This is a genomic window from Pseudomonas sp. NFACC56-3, from assembly GCF_900100025.1.
GTDB classification, from domain to species: Bacteria; Pseudomonadota; Gammaproteobacteria; order Pseudomonadales; family Pseudomonadaceae; genus Aquipseudomonas; species Aquipseudomonas fluorescens_AA.
This window is the reverse complement of the sequence record NZ_FMTK01000038.1, coordinates 1-16,574: the sequence shown is the minus strand read 5'-3', so window position 1 is coordinate 16,574 and position 16,574 is coordinate 1. Positions and strand designations below refer to the sequence as shown.

General features: G+C 50.3%; 15 protein-coding genes and 3 pseudogenes. 12 read left to right on the top strand and 6 right to left on the bottom strand.

Translation table 11 applies throughout. The features are described 5' to 3' along the window. Positions 1-281 (bottom strand): annotated as a pseudogene (locus tag BLO80_RS28545) (BRCT domain-containing protein); the annotation flags it as partial. Between the two features lie 106 nt (positions 282-387). Here BLO80_RS28545 and BLO80_RS30440 point away from each other — a divergent pair. The 7 genes and pseudogenes from BLO80_RS30440 to BLO80_RS28500 all read left to right on the top strand — a co-directional run. Further along, a pseudogene (locus BLO80_RS30440) lies at positions 388-585 on the top strand (integrase); the annotation flags it as partial. 1 nt (position 586) lies between these two features. Continuing rightward, positions 587-916: a hypothetical protein gene (locus BLO80_RS28535; RefSeq protein WP_038445259.1), complete on the top strand. Its 330-nt coding sequence runs from the start codon at positions 587-589 to the stop codon at positions 914-916. Positions 917-1,811: 895 nt separating this feature from the next. Next, on the top strand, positions 1,812-2,792 hold the full coding sequence (locus tag BLO80_RS28525; RefSeq protein ID WP_092334279.1) for an integrase domain-containing protein: 981 nt from the start codon (positions 1,812-1,814) through the stop codon (positions 2,790-2,792). Then, the gene (locus BLO80_RS28520) at positions 2,789-3,064 is read left to right on the top strand and encodes a hypothetical protein (protein ID WP_092334277.1); all 276 of its coding nucleotides are present in this window, start codon (positions 2,789-2,791) and stop codon (positions 3,062-3,064) included. The genes BLO80_RS28525 and BLO80_RS28520 overlap by 4 nt, the downstream gene beginning before the upstream one ends. A gap of 416 nt (positions 3,065-3,480) precedes the next feature. Further along, positions 3,481-4,644 (top strand): SIR2 family NAD-dependent protein deacylase, encoded by a 1,164-nt coding sequence (locus BLO80_RS28515; RefSeq protein WP_218189391.1) that lies wholly within the window; start codon positions 3,481-3,483, stop codon positions 4,642-4,644. A gap of 406 nt (positions 4,645-5,050) precedes the next feature. Next, positions 5,051-5,935, top strand: coding sequence for an LAPAL motif-containing putative phage structural protein (locus BLO80_RS28510; protein WP_092334273.1), 885 nt, complete (start codon positions 5,051-5,053; stop codon positions 5,933-5,935). Between the two features lie 266 nt (positions 5,936-6,201). Beyond that, entirely contained in the window at positions 6,202-6,597 is a 396-nt protein-coding gene (locus BLO80_RS28500) for a hypothetical protein (RefSeq protein ID WP_092334269.1), read from the top strand. Between the two features lie 343 nt (positions 6,598-6,940). On the opposite strand, the gene BLO80_RS28495 is transcribed toward BLO80_RS28500, so the two are convergent. From BLO80_RS28495 to BLO80_RS28480, 5 genes and pseudogenes are all read right to left on the bottom strand, one after another. Then, positions 6,941-8,629, bottom strand: a complete 1,689-nt coding sequence (locus BLO80_RS28495; protein ID WP_092334267.1) for an endonuclease NucS domain-containing protein — start codon at positions 8,627-8,629, stop codon at positions 6,941-6,943. A 142-nt stretch (positions 8,630-8,771) separates the two neighbouring features. Continuing rightward, positions 8,772-8,996: pseudogene (locus tag BLO80_RS30435) on the bottom strand (IS481 family transposase); the annotation flags it as partial. Between the two features lie 64 nt (positions 8,997-9,060). Beyond that, positions 9,061-10,017, bottom strand: coding sequence for a DNA-processing protein DprA (locus tag BLO80_RS28490; RefSeq protein ID WP_092334265.1), 957 nt, complete (start codon positions 10,015-10,017; stop codon positions 9,061-9,063). Then, positions 10,014-11,276 (bottom strand): HAD-IA family hydrolase, encoded by a 1,263-nt coding sequence (locus BLO80_RS28485; RefSeq protein WP_092334263.1) that lies wholly within the window; start codon positions 11,274-11,276, stop codon positions 10,014-10,016. Before BLO80_RS28485 ends, BLO80_RS28490 begins: the two co-directional genes overlap by 4 nt. A gap of 92 nt (positions 11,277-11,368) precedes the next feature. Beyond that, entirely contained in the window at positions 11,369-11,521 is a 153-nt protein-coding gene (locus tag BLO80_RS28480) for a DUF4113 domain-containing protein (protein ID WP_092334261.1), read from the bottom strand. Positions 11,522-12,306: 785 nt separating this feature from the next. Between BLO80_RS28480 and BLO80_RS30430 the strand changes: the two genes are divergently transcribed. From BLO80_RS30430 to BLO80_RS28460, 5 genes are all read left to right on the top strand, one after another. Further along, entirely contained in the window at positions 12,307-12,723 is a 417-nt protein-coding gene (locus BLO80_RS30430) for an Abi family protein (RefSeq protein ID WP_256574258.1), read from the top strand. After that, a complete protein-coding gene (locus tag BLO80_RS30760) occupies positions 12,626-13,006 on the top strand; it encodes an Abi family protein (RefSeq protein ID WP_371914591.1) in 381 nt (126 codons plus the stop codon). Before BLO80_RS30430 ends, BLO80_RS30760 begins: the two co-directional genes overlap by 98 nt. 212 nt (positions 13,007-13,218) lie before the next feature. Next, positions 13,219-13,992 (top strand): SDR family oxidoreductase, encoded by a 774-nt coding sequence (locus BLO80_RS28470; protein ID WP_092334259.1) that lies wholly within the window; start codon positions 13,219-13,221, stop codon positions 13,990-13,992. A gap of 74 nt (positions 13,993-14,066) precedes the next feature. Beyond that, complete coding sequence (locus BLO80_RS28465) at positions 14,067-15,269, top strand: low temperature requirement protein A (RefSeq protein ID WP_092334257.1); 1,203 nt, start codon at positions 14,067-14,069, stop codon at positions 15,267-15,269. Between the two features lie 6 nt (positions 15,270-15,275). Continuing rightward, positions 15,276-16,181, top strand: coding sequence for a LysR family transcriptional regulator (locus BLO80_RS28460; RefSeq protein WP_092334255.1), 906 nt, complete (start codon positions 15,276-15,278; stop codon positions 16,179-16,181). Positions 16,182-16,574 lie beyond the last annotated feature (393 nt).

Sequence of the window (16,574 nt, the reverse complement as noted above, 5' to 3'; positions counted from 1 at the left end):
ATGGCAATCGAAGCCCCCGCCTCCCGCAGTTCCACTGCCTTCATGATCTTCGTTCCGTAGGTGCTGTGGCGCCACTGCTCATTACCCACGCTGCCAACCACCAGGTAATGCACCTTCTTACTCACCCCGCCCCCAATCAAACCGCCACGCTCCTCGACCAATGCCTGACAATCTTTGCGTGGCCCAAAGGCCATGACGCCTGTAAATACAAACATTCGGCCATCCCACACCAAGTCAGGGGCCGGGGAATTGAAGGGAAGGTCCGTTGGAGTAATGGCAACAGCTTCGCCGATCTTCGATCTCTGGGGAAATGTTGTCTTCAAACCTAGCACTCCTGCGCACGCCCTCCATTTTTTGATTGAGGAAATAAATCCGTCCCCTTTTCCAGGGCTGTGGTCGGAGACAGCTATTGAGCGGCAGATGAGCCACAAGGAGCGCAACAACGTCCGCGCCGCTTACATCCACAAGGCCGAGTTAATCGAGGAGCGCAGGCTGATCATGAACTGGTGGAGCCGGTACCAGATTGGAGATAACGTTACTCGGATAAAGGCGAAGCCTGGCATTGGCGCAGAGAGGAGAAATTGATATGGATATCTCAACCGCACAAAGCATCAAGCTCGCCATTGTGTCGGCAACCGGGCTGTCAAAAGACGCGCTGCATATCTATTTGGGCATGGCGGTCTATTTGACGTTGATCGTTGGCACCCGACGATTCAGGCCATACCTTGGCTGGCTGGTTGTTTTCATCATTGCGTGTGCTGGCGAGTGGGTAGATCGGCGAGACGATATTGGAAGCTTCGGATACTGGCGCTGGCAGGCAAGCGCTCACGACGTTCTCAACACGTTGTTTTGGCCGACGGTGCTAACACTGCTTTGGCTTTTAAAGTGCCGCAGTAAAGTAAGTGTACATCCGTAAGACTCTCGCAATCTGCTCTGCCACGCGGGTCCATCCAAACAGGGCTGCAAAGCCACCCTGCTTGGATGGTCCTCACTTAAAAATCTAGAGCCCATGCAACTGCCTGTGGAAAACCACAGATTTCCACCGATGGATAATTTCATCCACAGCCGCAGAACTCCCAAAAATTCGACCCTTGACCCGAATTATCCACAGGCGTAGAAAAGATCGGGCGAAGTGCTGTCGTCGACAGCAACCCAGGTAGCCAGAACCTTTAAGGCTACGCCACACCGTGGTGGTTCTCCCAAAGTGCGATTAGCGTCCGGCGGCTCGCACGGTCACAGCGATGTGATGGATGCCTACTTTTACCAGTGTGCCCACTGCGGCAACTTCCCCCTTTCATAGCTGCCCTGCAGCAACCTATCCGCTTGGCCATTTCATTGAGCCAACCTGCGCCCGTCTCTTTCTCCCGGAAAGAGACGGGCGCTCCTACCACTGCTGCAGCCCACCTCGTACAAGGCATTGCGGCATTTCCTCTCGTGACAATCGGCGTGACAAACACCGAAGTCATCAGCAACAGCGATGCAGATGACGGTGCCGCAGCCCACGAAATGGACTGCACTTGACTGACAGTCAGGCATGCCCCGGTCATCGCTTCACTGCCTTTACCTGACTCAGGATCTCGCGGCGGTGGTCTCGTCAGCTAGCGCAGCCTCCACCCGCCCACTTTCTCGGAAGTGTTCAGGAGGCCAGATCATGAGATGCCCAAGCTCCCGGTCGTAAAGAGCCGCCAGTCCCGCGTTAGTGGACAACCCTCACAGGTCGCAGGGGCCTTGATCCCTGATAACACTCAACATCCTTGGCGGGATGACGTGGGGATTGGCTTTAAAGGTTTGGCTTCGAGAGGAGTTTGATCATGGCACTGGTGGGCAGGCGAGATGGACGCAATTTTGGCTATGGCCGGCAATTGAGTTATGCCGGGCCGCAGGCATTGCGCGACCTATTTGGCGGCGGGCATTACGGCACCGTCAAGGCACACATTGATCGCTGGCAGGCGTTTGTACGCTGGTGTCGCTCGGAAGATGGGCCGGGGTTTAACGATGCCCGGCAAATTGATCGGCAGACCTTGTTGGACTACGCCGGACATCTGCGGCAGCAAGTTGAGCAAGGCGAGCTCGCCATCTCCACCGCGCAAAACCGACTGTCCAGCGTGAACCGAACCATGGCCGCGCTTCGCGGTGATCAGTATGTGAAAGTGCCGAGTCCGAGCAGGGCGCTGGGAATGCGGCGCACCAGTGTTCGTCGTTCAGTGCCGCAAGGCCGAGACCGCGAACAGGTGAAGCGGATCGTAGAGGTGCTTTGCGAAAACCAGCAGTCGCGCGCCGCAGCCATCGCTCAGTTAGCGCGAGCCACCGGCATGCGCTTGCGCGAGGCGATTTTGGCCGACCTTCCCCGTCTAAAACGTGAAGCCAAGCAATTCGGCAAGATCAATGTCCAGGACGGCACCAAGGGTGGCCGTTCAGGCGCGTCAGCACCTCGTTGGATTACGGTAGATGATCATATTCGTGACGCACTGAGGTTTGCCGAAAAGGCCTCGCGCGACGGTAGCCGCAACCTGCTTACACCGAACGAACGCTACCTCGATTTCTTGCAGGGAATCGTCGGCCCCGCACGAGACATCCTCCATAAGCACAACCTCAAAGGTTTCCATGAGTTGCGTGCAGCCTACGCGTGCGAACGCTATGAGCAAATCACTCGACATCTTGCGCCCATCTACGGCGGCAACTGCTACCAGCTCGACCGACGCCTTGATCAGGAGGCCCGAGCACAGGTCAGCTATGAGATGGGGCACGGCCGTATCGACGTGGTGTCGGCTTACATTGGTGGTAGAGCATGAACATGGCATTCGATATGGAGCTGTTCCTGTCAGGCGTCCTGACTGGGTCGCATACCACGCGCCAACGCCACCTACGTCAGGCGAAGGCTATCCAAACAGCGATCGCTGAGCGCTGGCAACGCGACAATCCATGGACTTGGCAGAGAAAACACCTTGCCTGGTTTTTGAATCACCACCTTAACCAGCACGCTAAATCGACACGCTATTACTATTTGCTGACCATGCAATTACTCACTCATCGCTTAGGAAAACCCTGGCAGTTCAACCGCTAAGCGAAGATCACAAAGCGGCCAGGAATGGGCATACGTGGCCAGTTCAGCGACGGAAAAAGACCCTGGTCTGCCGTCGACGAACTTTGGCGATGGGTAAGTTTTTATTGTGCTATAAGTAAATACATTGTCTAGGCTGCTTTTTTAAAAAAAATTCTACGATCGAATACAAATGCGGATAAATGTTGGGGAGCGAGGGATATGTCATTAAGTTACAAGCAGTACCAAGAAGAAGTAACCTCCGACATACTTAATGTTCTTGGCCAGGCTGCATGCCAGCCTATATTATTTGTCGGATCCGGCTTTTCAAAAAGATACTCTAAGGGGCCAAGCTGGGAGGAACTGCTGAAAATCCTGGCTTCGAGATGCCCAAACATTAGCTTGGACCTGGCTTACTACAAACAAAAAAATAAAACTTAGTGGAGATTGGAAGCATATTTTCTGACTGCTTCCGAGAGTGGGCGTGGACTGAGGGTAGAAATCAATTCCCTGCGGAGTACTTTTCTGAAGAGTATCCATCTGACATATTCATAAAGCATGCAATTGTAACTATTTTGAATGGAATGGGGCCAAGTGAAACTGGTTCCTATGGCGCAGACGACTTAGATGCTGAAATAGCAGCCCTACAATCTATGAGCCCTCATGCGCTTATCACCACTAACTACGATCAATTATTAGAACTGATTTTCCCAGACTTTGAGCGGGTAGTAGGCCAGCAGGTACTGAGTAAGCCATACTTGTCGGTTGGTGAGATCTTTAAGATACACGAATGCATCTCAGACCCTTTATCACTCGTATTAACTGATGAAGACTATCAGGTCTTTGAGGCAGATAAAAAATACCTGAGCGCAAAGCTACTCACATACTTTGCAGAACATCCACTTCTTTTTGTCGGATACCGAGCTGAAGATCCTAATATAAAAAGCATATTATATGATGTCACTCGCATGTTTAAAGCAAGCCAAGCTCTAACTCCAAATATTTACATACTAGAATGGGATAAGGATGTAAGCGAATCGTCTTATCCTGCTCGCGAAAGAATCATCAACGTCGGAGAAGATGTGACAATTCGTGTAAAAAGCATTACGGCATCTTCTTTTGAGTGGGTGTTTAAGGCATTCGGAAATAATGGAACTTTAGAACAGATTAACGTAAAGCTACTTCGGGCACTAATGGCACGGGCCTTCAATCTGGTGAGGAGGGATACACTGGTAAAACAAGTAGAGGTAAATTTCTCTATGCTAGAACATGCCGTAGAGAGCGACGAAAACTTTGCCAAAATATTAGGCATCACATCGCTGGATGGACCTGCCAGTGTAAACGCCAATTATCCGTACACTCTCCAGTTAGTCGCAGAGAAGCTTGGATTTAATAGCTGGAATGGTGCACATAAGTTAATTGAAGCTTTGGAGCAAATGACAGGCTTTGATATGAAAAACTCCGACAACCCATACCATTTCAAATTAAAAACCGGAAAGTCCGAGAGTAGCTTTACTAGAAAATACTCGGAAGCTGCGGTCATCTTGCTTGGAAAGGTTCAATCTGGCGAGAGCTTCAAATTGGCTCCAGGTTGCTCGGTCTAATATTTTAAGTCTGAATTTTATTATTCCCTGAAGCTATTCTGAAAGCTAGGTTGGGACTTGGAGGACGTGCATCGATGATATTCGTCATGGGGGAGGGTACCTGCCTGGAGTCACCGATGGCGACCGACTCGTGGCACCTGATCAGTTCAAGGTGCCTACAAATTAGGGGCGATTCGGTCTATGAAGCTAAAGGCTACTCAAGCCACGAACGAAGGGTAGCTGCAAAATCGTCCTTTGAGCTAAAAAAGCCTTAGAGAAATGAAACTCAAGCGTTAGCATGGACCGTCCCACCTAGCGCGAAAGGAATCAGGGTCGCGCCGGTTGGCTTTTTTGGCTTCCAAGAAGCACCGAAAACACACATAAATTGCAAAAAATCGAATTCCCACTCCTAGCCTAGAGTCAGTAAATGAGCAAGCAGCCCAAGGATGAAAAAGTTGAAACGATTTTTGCAATCTCCTATGACGCTGAGGGCGATCTAGCCAATCACACGATTGATGCCAAATCGCTCGGGAATGCGATCCTGGGTATGGACGAGCTCATAAAGGCTGCTGCAAAAATTGTTAGCAACGGCTCATCAGAAGCTAGCTTGAAAGTACTAGCTCCAGCTCAAGAAGGTTCGCTGGAAGTGGTTTTCGCGATTTTTGCTGATCCGTTAACTACTAAGGCAATTTTGGCGGGTGTTGGCTTTGTCACAACCGGAATTGCTGTCGGCACAGCGACCGCTATCGAAGTGATCGAAAAGCTAAGGGATCGAAAAATCGATAAAGTCACCGTCGATGTTGCTACAAAAATTGCAACCTTAGAAGTTGAAGGCGAAAAAATTGAGATTCCGGAAAGAATTGCTCAGTTGGTTACCGATAAAACAGTGCGGACGGCTCTACATAAGGTGATCAAGGCGCCAGTGGAGAACATTGAAGGCGCTCGAGTTAAGTTTCTGGGTGAGAACAACAATGTTGAAGTCGAAATCCCATCTGAAAAAATTAAACTGTTTGAGCCTATAAAGGTCGGCTCGCTTGAAGAGATTGAAATTCAAACTAACCAAGTAGTTGTAAGGTTTATTACATTGAATTTCAAAGGGACCTCTGGCTGGCGTATACAGACGCGAGAAGGGTTCGAGTGCGGTGTGAGCATTGAGGATGATGCCTTCATGCAAAAGGTGACAGCTAACGAAGAGGCTTTCCAGAAAGACAAGCTTTATACTGTTGATCTTGAACACGAACAGACAAGAAGTCCGGGAAAGACCAGAAACACATACACGATTAAAAAAGTCATCAATGAACTCGCGCCCTAAGAGGGCTAATCCATGTGGACGGAACGGGATATATCTGAGGCGATATTGATGGGGGCGCTCATATTGAGCTCCCCTCTTATCTATGTCTTCACAAGAAAGTTGATTAGTTACCTGCTCAACAGATACATCCCTCGTGATGCTGTGATCGACTACAAAGAAAATGGCGTCGTAGTAAGTTCTTACTATATCAAGCGCCGGCTATTCAAAGAGTGTGAATATTACAAGCTTGATAAAGATTTTGCATCTCAAGACGAGCGGCATTAAAAATGAAAGATAGCGTGCTGTTTGCCTCTGTAGTTGGCGTAGTCAATACCATTGTCCTAAACCTGTGTAAGTTTATTTCATCTAGCACAGACGCCCACCAAATCGCAACCAACGTAGCCCAAGCGCTATCGCCTTTTGCAGCTTTAGCCCTGGTGAAAATCTACACTAAAATTGATCATCCACCAGAATTGGTGCGCAAAGAAGCAGCGCTGGGATCGGCGATCAAGGTATGTAAAAAGCACCTAAAAGACAAAGATGCCCCGGAGGAGTTTAAGGTTAAAACACGCGAACAGCTTTCCGAGCTAATGTTACAGCAACAAAAAATCAGAGTTGAATTTGAAAAAAATAATGTCTACAAATCCAGCCTCCAGTCTAACGAGAGCTCCTCGCCAGATTAACAAATGAATCTCCTCTGATTTCGTAGGCGTATCAAATGACCGCTTTTAGCTGATACTGCCTAATCTCCACGGACGGGATGATCGAAACGTTCAGATTTACCATTCGTATACGACTCTGAATGGTCTATCTGCAAGCCGACAACGTGCTGACATCTCAAAAACTCCGGATTCGACTCCATCGAACGCCATAACTAGCTGATTTATTTAGAGTTACTAGTTAGGGTACGCCAAATTTTCCACCAAGTTCCAGACCCGCAGAAAGCTACCGTTCGCCTGGTGCCCACATCGATGCATTCAATATAGTGCACTGATAATAGTCATCAGCGCACTCGGCTATATGGCTCTATGTGCGGAATACAAATTCTTTATTTAGGTCATGCTGCACTAGTACTCCGTCCCAGTGGGCGGAGTAATAATCACATACATCTAAAACAAAGTCTGAATTTTCTTTTTTAAATTCCCGGAATCCTGAATGTTCATCAAAAGGCTCGACGGCTCGCCAACATATATCGGTTAGCTCCCAGAAGCTACGATCATTACCATTAAAGACTACTTTAAATGTCTTGTATGTCATACCTAAGTGTTCGGAGATCTCTACATCCCTAGACTCATACCCCCCCCAATTTAAGCTGCTTAGGAATAAGCGTCCTTGGCCGTGATGAAAACTTTCTAAGAGAGAGCTAAAGGACGCTTTCTTTCCCGTGGGCCACATTTTTCCGAAAAATATAGAATGTGGAGCGCCATTCTTTTCAACTAAGAAGGCATAGCCAGGTACGTATTCAAGGTTTGACTCATCAATGGATTTGAATAGAGATAAACATAGATTTCCTGGATTGTAAATGTGAATGGTCGCCTTAAAATCTGGCTCCACGGGGAGAAACTCATCAATGACTCGAAGGATTTGAGCTCTCCAAAGAGGATTCTCACGTAAGCAGCGCTGCACAGATATACGCACTTCGTTCAACTCTGCTCTGTTTGAAGGGCAAAACTCCTTATGGTAAGTTTGAAGTCGGTTGCCGTCTAAACCTCGCAAATCATTCAGAATTGACTCTTCGGAAAGAAATATATTGGCTTTCAAGGTTCCGTAACGAAGTATTTCTATGAGTTTTACATCCTCTCCGTCCAAAATTTTAGAAATTTTTGCCGGAGTGCCAATTTCGGCGTCATCAAAAAAAATCGCTGGGCTCATCTCATATAATTTCTCGTGTAGATAGAATAGGCGAGTTTCTTCCTCCACATATTTCATCGTGAGTTCGAACTCTTTGAGTTCTTCACCTCTGTATCTGCGTTTTATCGCATCCCAGCAGGCATCTTCGGAAAGCTGCAAAGGAGAAAAGTACAAGATGTAACTATAGGTAGGTAGCTCAGCAATAATTTGCTCACGACTCTTCTTTAGAGGAGTTGAAATAAATTGTGCCATTTCTAAAATCGCTAAGGCTCGCGCTGGTCGCGTCCTGAACTCAAGTGGTGGCACTAATTTTAGTAGGACGTAGTTTTCGATTCCTTTTTCGCGACAGCTTTTCTCATAGCTAGCAATACCTTTCTCCAGAGAGCTTTCTGTTTTGTATAAGTTAAGCTCATGCCAAGGAGCAAATATCCGATCTTGAGCTAACTCCAAAGGAGAGACAGTTGTTGCGTTTGTCAGGGAGTGGTCTGCATCAACTTCAAGTTTAAAACCCTGCACAACTACAGAAACTCTTTTCACAAACGAGGAGAAAGAAACCATAAGCTCTCTCCACTCCGTAGATACGATAAATACTCTCAACTCTGAATCACGAATGCTGTAATTCAGTTTCAAACCTTCCAGATATTTCAAGACCTCATGAAGAGCTTCACGACTGGCAGCTTCGCTTCGCTTAAGTTCAATGATCACGTACTTTCCATTCTTGTCTCTAGCTAGCAGGTCAATGAAACCTCTTGTACCCTGCCTGTTTGGAAGATACTTTTCAATATCTAGGAGCTCCAATCCTTCTTCTAGTAACTCTAATTGTAATGCTAGTTTATCCCGAATGACAGACTCTATATTTTCCAATCTTTAACTCCCTTTCAAAGACTAGGTATGTATAAGTGCTTTTCAAGCTAATTATGCATAAGTTTTGTCGGCTTTCACTGACGTGAAAGCAGTTCCGCAGTATCGTAATCAGCCGGACAGAGTGTCGCGCAAACGCTTTTAGCGTGTACGGTCCCGGAATGAGATGGCATGGATTGATAGTGTATCGCTCTGGACTTTTTGTCCAGGCCTTACAGAGGGCCATCACAAGGCTTTGAGGTACCTGGCGAAGTCATAGGCCATCATGAAGGCCAGCACGTTCTCCTTTAGCGAAGTGAAGTCGGGACAGTGAAAGGCCCTTGATCGTGACCTCTTTTATCGTCCGGTTCATGCGCTCGACCTGGCCATTAGCCTAGAGAAGGCAGGCCTTGGTTAGACGATTTTGATCCCGTGTTCGTGACAGATGCTACCTATTACTGAGAAAGGTCCTTAGATAGGATTTCCAACATTCTACCGTACTCCTCTTTCCGTCTAATAATATGAAGATTTTCCAATCCGGCGGAAGCACACTTCAACAAGTTGCACTTGCCTATGGCATCGTCTGAAGCCAGCAAGAGATTTGCTGAAATTTTGCTTTCAGAATGTGCTATATCCTTATAGGTTGGGAATGGAACAATCAGTGGGCGCAGGTCTTTGATTGCTGCCCGGGATGCATGCAAGCTTCCACCTACCAAGTCCGACTGGATCATTATCACTCCGCGAGAAAGGGCGGACTGGGTTTTGTCCCTGATAACAAAGTTGGTTGGAGCTGGCTTTATGTCAAAACCGAATTCAGACACCAATGCTCCATCGCTGGATAGTATTGATGTCGCCAGGTCTTTATTCCGCGACGGTGAAATGGTTTGCAACCCATGAGCCATAACGGCTATTGTTTTACCTCCCGACTCAATTGCCTGCTTATGTGCAATGCTATCGCAACCCAATGCGAGACCACTTACGATCGCCCACCCCTGTTGAACCATCCAATCCGTTATTCGCTTTGTTATTTCTTCACCATGGGGGGTAGGCTCTCTTGTTCCAATTACAGCGACTGAGGGGATATTCAGCGCGCCTACATTTCCTTTGACATAAAGAACCGCAAGACGGACCCCGGAGGCCATCAAGGTTTTTGGAAATTCAGCATCCAACAGGCTGATGACCCTCGTGTCGTTCTTGGATGCCATATCCACCTGAAAGTCGGCATACTTCCTAGCCTCATCGAACTGCTCAACAGTCAAGGAGTTTTTACGCAATTCGTAGGCGTACTCACAAAGCTCAAGAGCCGTCTTGAGTGGATAGGAAGAAAGCCCCAGCACCTTTTCAATCGTGCTAGGCCCAACACCCTTTAACCCACTCAGGATCAAAGCATTGTAAGCGTCATCGCTCGTCATTTTATTTCTCTGGGCGCTGAGATTGTGTGCGCTAAGCTAATGCAAAACACCTCTTGCGCACCATTCTCCTTACTGTATTTGTCCATATAGTAAAGAGTCGCCCCTGTGGTGACAACATCATCGATCAAGAAAACTAATTTATCTTCGAAGTCGACATCGCCTACCGACAAGCAGTCACGGACATTTTCAAATCGCTGAATTTGGGACAAGTGTTCACCGTGATGGGATCTCGCCTCTGCAGAGAATTCAAATGCTTCAGGGGCGATATCAACCGAGCTGTTAGACAGTGGGCTCTCATCGCACGATGACCCGATCAGTTCAAGAAAGTTCTCCATCCGAGGCGGTCTATCGGCTTTTGTGGGTGCAACTGTGATTAGCACGTTGTACCGTTTAAACATGTGGCTCGGGCCTTTTCTTTTTCTGTACTGCTTAATTTGGTCATCAATTGCATCTCGGACGCACTCCGCCCATTCTGCCGGAAAATTATCAGTATCTTTGAATTTCACAATTTCATCAGTAAGAGCATGCCATTGCCGTCTTTCTTTAAGCGCCTTATGCTCTGTGAACAACCTACCTAAAGAAATAACCTGGAGCGGGTGTTTCGTTTCCGCTATCGACTTTGGCGGAAAGTGTCCAATCCGGCACACTCTCCCAAAGTAAGTGCTATTTGAGTCGCCGCCTTCTACTAGTCGCTCGAGGACAGGGAGTTTCTGCTTTATGTCAACAATCGCTTCGTATACTGTTTTTTCCTTAACAACTGACGCGTCAGGAATTCGCTTTCTCGCTTCATAGTTTTTTTGGTTTTCAAGTTCGGCCAATACCACACGAATTCCTGCGCTGTAAGCCGCCTCGACATCCCCGAGGTCATCCCCCACTAGCAAAACTGCTGTACCTTGAGTGATACCACAGTCCTCTGCAGCCAAATAAATCCCTTCCGGATCCGGCTTCGTGTGTTTCACGTCTTCGAATGCTACGACGGAGTCCCACTCGATTTCCGGGTAAACCTCGTCCAATACAATATTGGCGTATTCCTTAGGTGACTTGGTAAAAACTGCCAGCTTGATGTCTGGATTGTTATCTCGCAGATCCTCAAAGAACTCTGTCGACAATAATCGACGTTTCTGCTCTTCGATCTTAGTAACCAGCCGGTCTTTGTAACTTTGGTTTTGCTCGCCTAAATTTGCGCGTCCGCGAAATTCTTCCAAATCATCAGTTGAAGCCAAGGTGTTATCTAAATCAAAAATCACCAAATCAAACATTACAAGTTCCCTTTGTTCAGTCAAAAGGAATACAGTGATGCTCAATGGCCATCGATGTCAATATGGCATTAGAAAATTCGGTCGACCTAGCGTCATGTTTTGACTATGAACAGCTCCGCCATGCAGGTCGTGTACCGCTGGCTGAGCAGATCCCGCTTCATCCTCCAATCCGGCGCAACAAGCACAGTCGCCACCTTCAACGTCCGGCGCCCCCAACGCCCATTGATCTGGTCCAGCACCGGCATAACCTTTTCCGAAGCCTCCGGTTGCGCCGCCGAAACAGGTCATCGGTAATTCACCAGGGCGCCGCAGGTCCAGAAACACATGCTTTGTCACCATCGCATTAGCGGCAATAACCGCACCGGCGCCCACGTTTACGCCCTCAAAAACTATCGCACCTTGGCCAATGCAAACGTCGGGGTCAATGATCGTGCTGCCCCTTCGTTTTCGTCTCGAAGCTGAGTGTCGGTGTATTGAAAGGGGTGACTACTCACCCAGTTCGTTTAGGGCTCATTACTCTCAGGTTCTTCATCTTAATGAGAACTGGCTTGAGCTTTCATCTGGCAATATTCACTCTCGTTATCGGACCTGGTCAAATTGCAATCATATCTGTCCATATGCCCGGTCCGATTCCACTAAAATCCATAAAGAGCTGATTTATTTATAGTTACTCGTTGGGGTACACCGAATTTTCCAGCGAAATCCAGACGCCCGAAAAACCTGGCCTCCCCGGAACATACCGTTCGTCTGGTGCCGCACCATACAAAACAAAGCCCTCGCAGAAATGCGAGGGCTTTGTTGTTTCTGGAAGGTTTAAACCTCCTAGAAGCTGGATAAAGACCAGCACCGCCTTATCAGCACCCACAGACCAAGCTTTGCTCGCGCGTCTATTCGTTACAATTCCACGTCAGTGCAACGTTGACGGTCTCTTACACCTACCTATAATGCACCCCAACACACCCGCCAAGCCTAGGTTGACCCCGTCAACAAGCTCAAATCGTGCGGGTTTTTTTTGCCTGGAGAAAACTACATGAGGCCCTTCGACAAACCGGCCCTCAGCGTAGAACAGCAATTGGAACTGCTAAAACAACGAGGCTTGCACATCACCAACGATGATCGGGCCATGCGTTTTCTCGAAGTGGTCACGCTGTTTCGCCTGAGTCCCTACATGCGCCCCTTTCAGGAGCCAGACCCTGAACATACTTTCAAGCCCGGCAGCACACTGAAGGCAATCGTCGACATCTACCGCTTCGATGGTTCGTTGCGGCGCATCATCACGGATGCTATCGAACGTGTCGAAGTCGCCATACGAGCGACTATCAGCAATGGTATCTACCCTCTTCAATGCCATAGGCACAAGCGCCGACAAGAAAGCTATCGCCACCAGGTTCAGCCCGCCATTCGAAGTATTAGCCCCTTGGCTACACACGTTGACCTTCATTCGTAACTGCTGTGCTCACCACTCACGGCTATGGAACCTAGAGCTCTCGATTCGACCATCATTACCTAAAGAATGGGCCATCCCAACGGCTCCCGCCGACCGACCTCAGCCCAAGCAGCGGCTATACGTCGTATTGACGATGCTGGCCTACCTAACCGACTTGATCAGCCCAGACAGCTACTGGAAGTTTCGCCTGGCCGAAATCATGGATCGGCAGGAACTGGATTATTTGAGACTCATGGGATTTCCAAATGATTGGAAACGTCAGCAGCAATTGTGTCTAGCGTAAGGAAGTTAGAAACGGACTGCGGTTAGTTTCCTGTTCGATCACTCTAGCCAAAAACCGTGATCTGTCCCCATCGATCTTGAAGGCCAACCGTGCTTCAACTTCATGCTGATTGGCTGAAAATGCTGAACAGTGCATCCAGCTTTCGTGTGCTTATCTTTGCCCGCGGCACCTCTAGACTGGGTCCTACCTTTCCCAGCCCAAGGAGCGTTGTCATGTCCAAACATTCAATCAACGGCAAGGTCGTACTGATCGCCGGCGGAGTGAAAAATCTCGGTGGCTTGCTCGCCCGCGATCTCGCCCAACACGGTGCCAAGGCTGTGGTGGTGCATTACAACAGCGCCTCCAGCCTGGGCGATGCCAACGCTACCGTGGCGGCTCTCGAGGCGCTGGGAACCAACGCTGTGGCGTTGCAGGCAGATTTGACCACCGCCGGTGCCGTAGAAAAGCTGTTCAGCGATGCCGTGGCCGCAGTCGGGCGTCCGGATATTGCTATCAACACTGTGGGCAAGGTGTTGAAAAAGCCTATGGCCGAGATCACCGAAGCTGAATATGACGAGATGATGGCGGTTAACTCCAAAACCGCGTTTTTCTTCCTCAAGGAAGCCGGCAAGCACCTCAACGACAACGGAAAGATCTGCACCATCGTTACCTCGCTGCTCGGCGCGTTCACGCCGTTCTACGCGGCGTATGCTGGTAGCAAAGCACCGGTGGAGCAGTTCACCCGGGCGGCGGCGAAAGAACTCGGCGCGCGTGGTATTTCAGTGACGGCCGTAGGCCCTGGCCCGATGGATACACCGTTTTTCTATCCGGCCGAAGGTCAGGATGCGGTGAACTATCATAAGACCGCCGCGGCGCTTTCGCCGTTCTCGCGCACGGGCCTGACTGATATCGAGGATGTGGTGCCGTTTATTCGCAACTTGGTGAGTGATGGCTGGTGGGTGACGGGACAAACGATTTTGATCAACGGCGGTTACACCACCAAGTAACGGACGAAAAAACGATTGCAACCCCGCAATGTCGCGTTGACACTTTTCCCGACCAACCAGGCCATGGGGTTGTTATGAGTGCCAATCAGCCTGCACCTCACCCGTTACTTCGCCACCGTGATGGTCACCACGCACGGGTGACGTTCGAGGAGTTGTTGTTCGACCTCGTCTATGTTTTCGCCGTGACCCAACTCAGCCACGGCCTGCTCCATCACCTGACCTTGGTCGGCGTGATGGAGAACCTTATCCTGTGGTTCGCGGTATGGCTAGGCTGGCAATACACCTGCTGGGTCACCAACTGGTTTAACCCGGAAACGCCGAGGATACGCGGCCTGATCTTCGCCCTGATGTTTCCTGCCTTGCTGATGGCGGCGAGCATTCCTGAAGCCTTTGGCGAGCGGGGCTTAGTGTTTGCGCTGGCCTATATGGCGATTCAGGTAGGCCGTACCGTCTTTATCGTGCTGCATTTGCCTGCTGAACACGCGCTGGCACCGAACTTCAAGCGCATGCTCGGCTGGGTAGTGATTGCCGCGACGTTCTGGTTGGTAGGCGCGTTTATGGAGGGCCCGTGGCGTATCGGCCTATGGCTAATCGCGGTGCTGTGTGAGTACGTATCGCCCATGTTCGGTTTTGCGCTACCAGGGCTGGGACGGTCGAGCACCATTGACTGGACCATCGAGGGTGCGCATCTAGCCGAGCGTTGCCAGCTGTTTGTGATCGTCGCCCTGGGTGAAACGCTACTGGCCAGCGGCGCGGTGCTCGCCGAAACCGAGCACTGGGATATTCCCGTGTTGGCGGGGTTATGGGTGACCTTACTGGGCACCCTGGCGATGTGGTGGTTGTACTTCGGCACCGCGAGCAAAGACGCCACTCATTGCGTTACCCACTCCAAGGACCCTGGGCGCACCGGCGCTAATTTTCATTACATTCACGCGGTGCTGGTGGCCGGCATCATTGCCACAGCCGTCGGCAATGATCTGGTCATGGCCCACCCCGACAAGCACATGAACACGACCTACGTCGTGACCCTACTGCTGGGGCCCATGATCTTTCTATTCGCCAGCCTGTTGTACAAACGCGAGGTGTATCAGGTGGTCGCCAAATCGCACCTGGCCGGCATCGTGCTATTGCTGGCGCTGGCGCCGATTGCGTTTTTGACCGACTTACTGATGGTGGGCACGTTGACCACCGTGGTGTTGTTGATCGTCAGTTTCGTGGAATGGCGGGTGGTGCGCCGGCTTCGAGCGAAACAGGCTAACGCCGTCATCGAGAACTGATAGCCCATGGACCGCATCGAGCAGTACCGCGTTTTCGTTCAGGTGGCTGAGCTCGGGAGTTTCATCCAGGCCGCACGCCTGCTGAAACTGCCGCGCGCCACGGTATCGGCGGCCATTCAACAATTGGAAGCCAATGCCGGAACACGTTTGTTGCACCGCACCACGCGCAAGGTGTCGTTGACCACCGACGGCAGCCAGTTACTGAAGCGCGCGCGCCAGGTGATGGTCGAAATCGATGAGATCGACCAAATGTTTCACACCCATCAAGAGCAAGTGATGGGGCGCCTGGAAGTCGATGTGCCCAGCCGCATCGCCCGGCGCCTACTCATTCCCGCGCTGCCCGAATTTCTCCAGCGTTATCCGCGCCTGCAACTGGGGCTGGGGTCCACCGACCGGGCGATAGACCTGGTGCAGGAGGGCGTCGATTGTGTGATTCGTTTTGGCACGCCGCAGAGCAGCAGCCTAGTAGTGAAACCGTTGGGGCAGGTGTTGCTGATCAACTGCGCCAGCCCCGCCTACCTGGCCGAGTTTGGCGTTCCCACCGAGCCTGCCGAATTGCAGGTGCGACACGTATGCGTCGGCTATGTGTCAGGGTCGGGCGTGCAGGAGGCTCAGTGGGAATATTGTCTCGACGGCGCCCTGCAGTCGTTGCCGCTGCCCAGTCGCCTGGTGGTCAATAATGCGGAAAGCTATATCGCCGCGTGCTGCACAGGGCTCGGTTTGATTCAGGTACCGTTGTTCGATGTGCAGCATTTACTGGATAGCGGCGAGCTGGTGGAAGTGCTGGCCGCTTACAGGCCGCCGTCAATGACCGTGTCTGTGCTGTATCCGGATCGTCGCCAACGCTCTCGGCGCCTCAGTGCGTTTATCGAATGGTTTGCCGACTTGATGGCGCCGTATCTGCAGAAATAGGTTAGGCCGTTTCGATTGGCGGCCTGAACGCTGCATCCAGCGCGCCCCAGCTTATCTTTGCGTAAAGCGGATCTAGACTGGTTAGGTCTTGTAACTGAGGGGAGCGCTGCCATGCCAGTTTCAAACCTTACGCTGCTCCCCCCAAAACATATCGTTCGTCTAGTGCCGGAACCATACAAAACTAAGCCCTTGAAAAATGAGGGGGCTTTGTTTTTTCTGAAGTATTCACTTTTATGCACCCCCTGAAAAACCTGTGGGAGCGAGCCTGCTCGCGATGAGGCCATCAAACCCACCGACAATCTTTCAGCCAAGACAACAGGCAGCCTTCCCTGGACCGGCTCAACCAAACAGCATCTTTTGCCAGTGATCCTCACCCACAATGGCAATCGAAGC

Excerpts from the sequence above, each read along its gene's own strand:
- BLO80_RS28535 (WP_038445259.1), top strand. The coding sequence starts at position 587 with ATGGATATCTCAACCGCACAAAGCATCAAGCTCGCCATTGTGTCGGCA.
- BLO80_RS28525 (WP_092334279.1), top strand. The coding sequence starts at position 1,812 with ATGGCACTGGTGGGCAGGCGAGATGGACGCAATTTTGGCTATGGCCGG.
- BLO80_RS28520 (WP_092334277.1), top strand. The coding sequence starts at position 2,789 with ATGAACATGGCATTCGATATGGAGCTGTTCCTGTCAGGCGTCCTGACT.
- BLO80_RS28510 (WP_092334273.1), top strand. The coding sequence starts at position 5,051 with ATGAGCAAGCAGCCCAAGGATGAAAAAGTTGAAACGATTTTTGCAATC.
- BLO80_RS28500 (WP_092334269.1), top strand. The coding sequence starts at position 6,202 with ATGAAAGATAGCGTGCTGTTTGCCTCTGTAGTTGGCGTAGTCAATACC.
- BLO80_RS28490 (WP_092334265.1), bottom strand. The coding sequence starts at position 10,017 with ATGACGAGCGATGACGCTTACAATGCTTTGATCCTGAGTGGGTTAAAG.
- BLO80_RS28485 (WP_092334263.1), bottom strand. The coding sequence starts at position 11,276 with ATGTTTGATTTGGTGATTTTTGATTTAGATAACACCTTGGCTTCAACT.
- BLO80_RS28480 (WP_092334261.1), bottom strand. The coding sequence starts at position 11,521 with ATGCCGGTGCTGGACCAGATCAATGGGCGTTGGGGGCGCCGGACGTTG.
- BLO80_RS30430 (WP_256574258.1), top strand. The coding sequence starts at position 12,307 with ATGAGGCCCTTCGACAAACCGGCCCTCAGCGTAGAACAGCAATTGGAA.
- BLO80_RS28470 (WP_092334259.1), top strand. The coding sequence starts at position 13,219 with ATGTCCAAACATTCAATCAACGGCAAGGTCGTACTGATCGCCGGCGGA.
- BLO80_RS28465 (WP_092334257.1), top strand. The coding sequence starts at position 14,067 with ATGAGTGCCAATCAGCCTGCACCTCACCCGTTACTTCGCCACCGTGAT.
- BLO80_RS28460 (WP_092334255.1), top strand. The coding sequence starts at position 15,276 with ATGGACCGCATCGAGCAGTACCGCGTTTTCGTTCAGGTGGCTGAGCTC.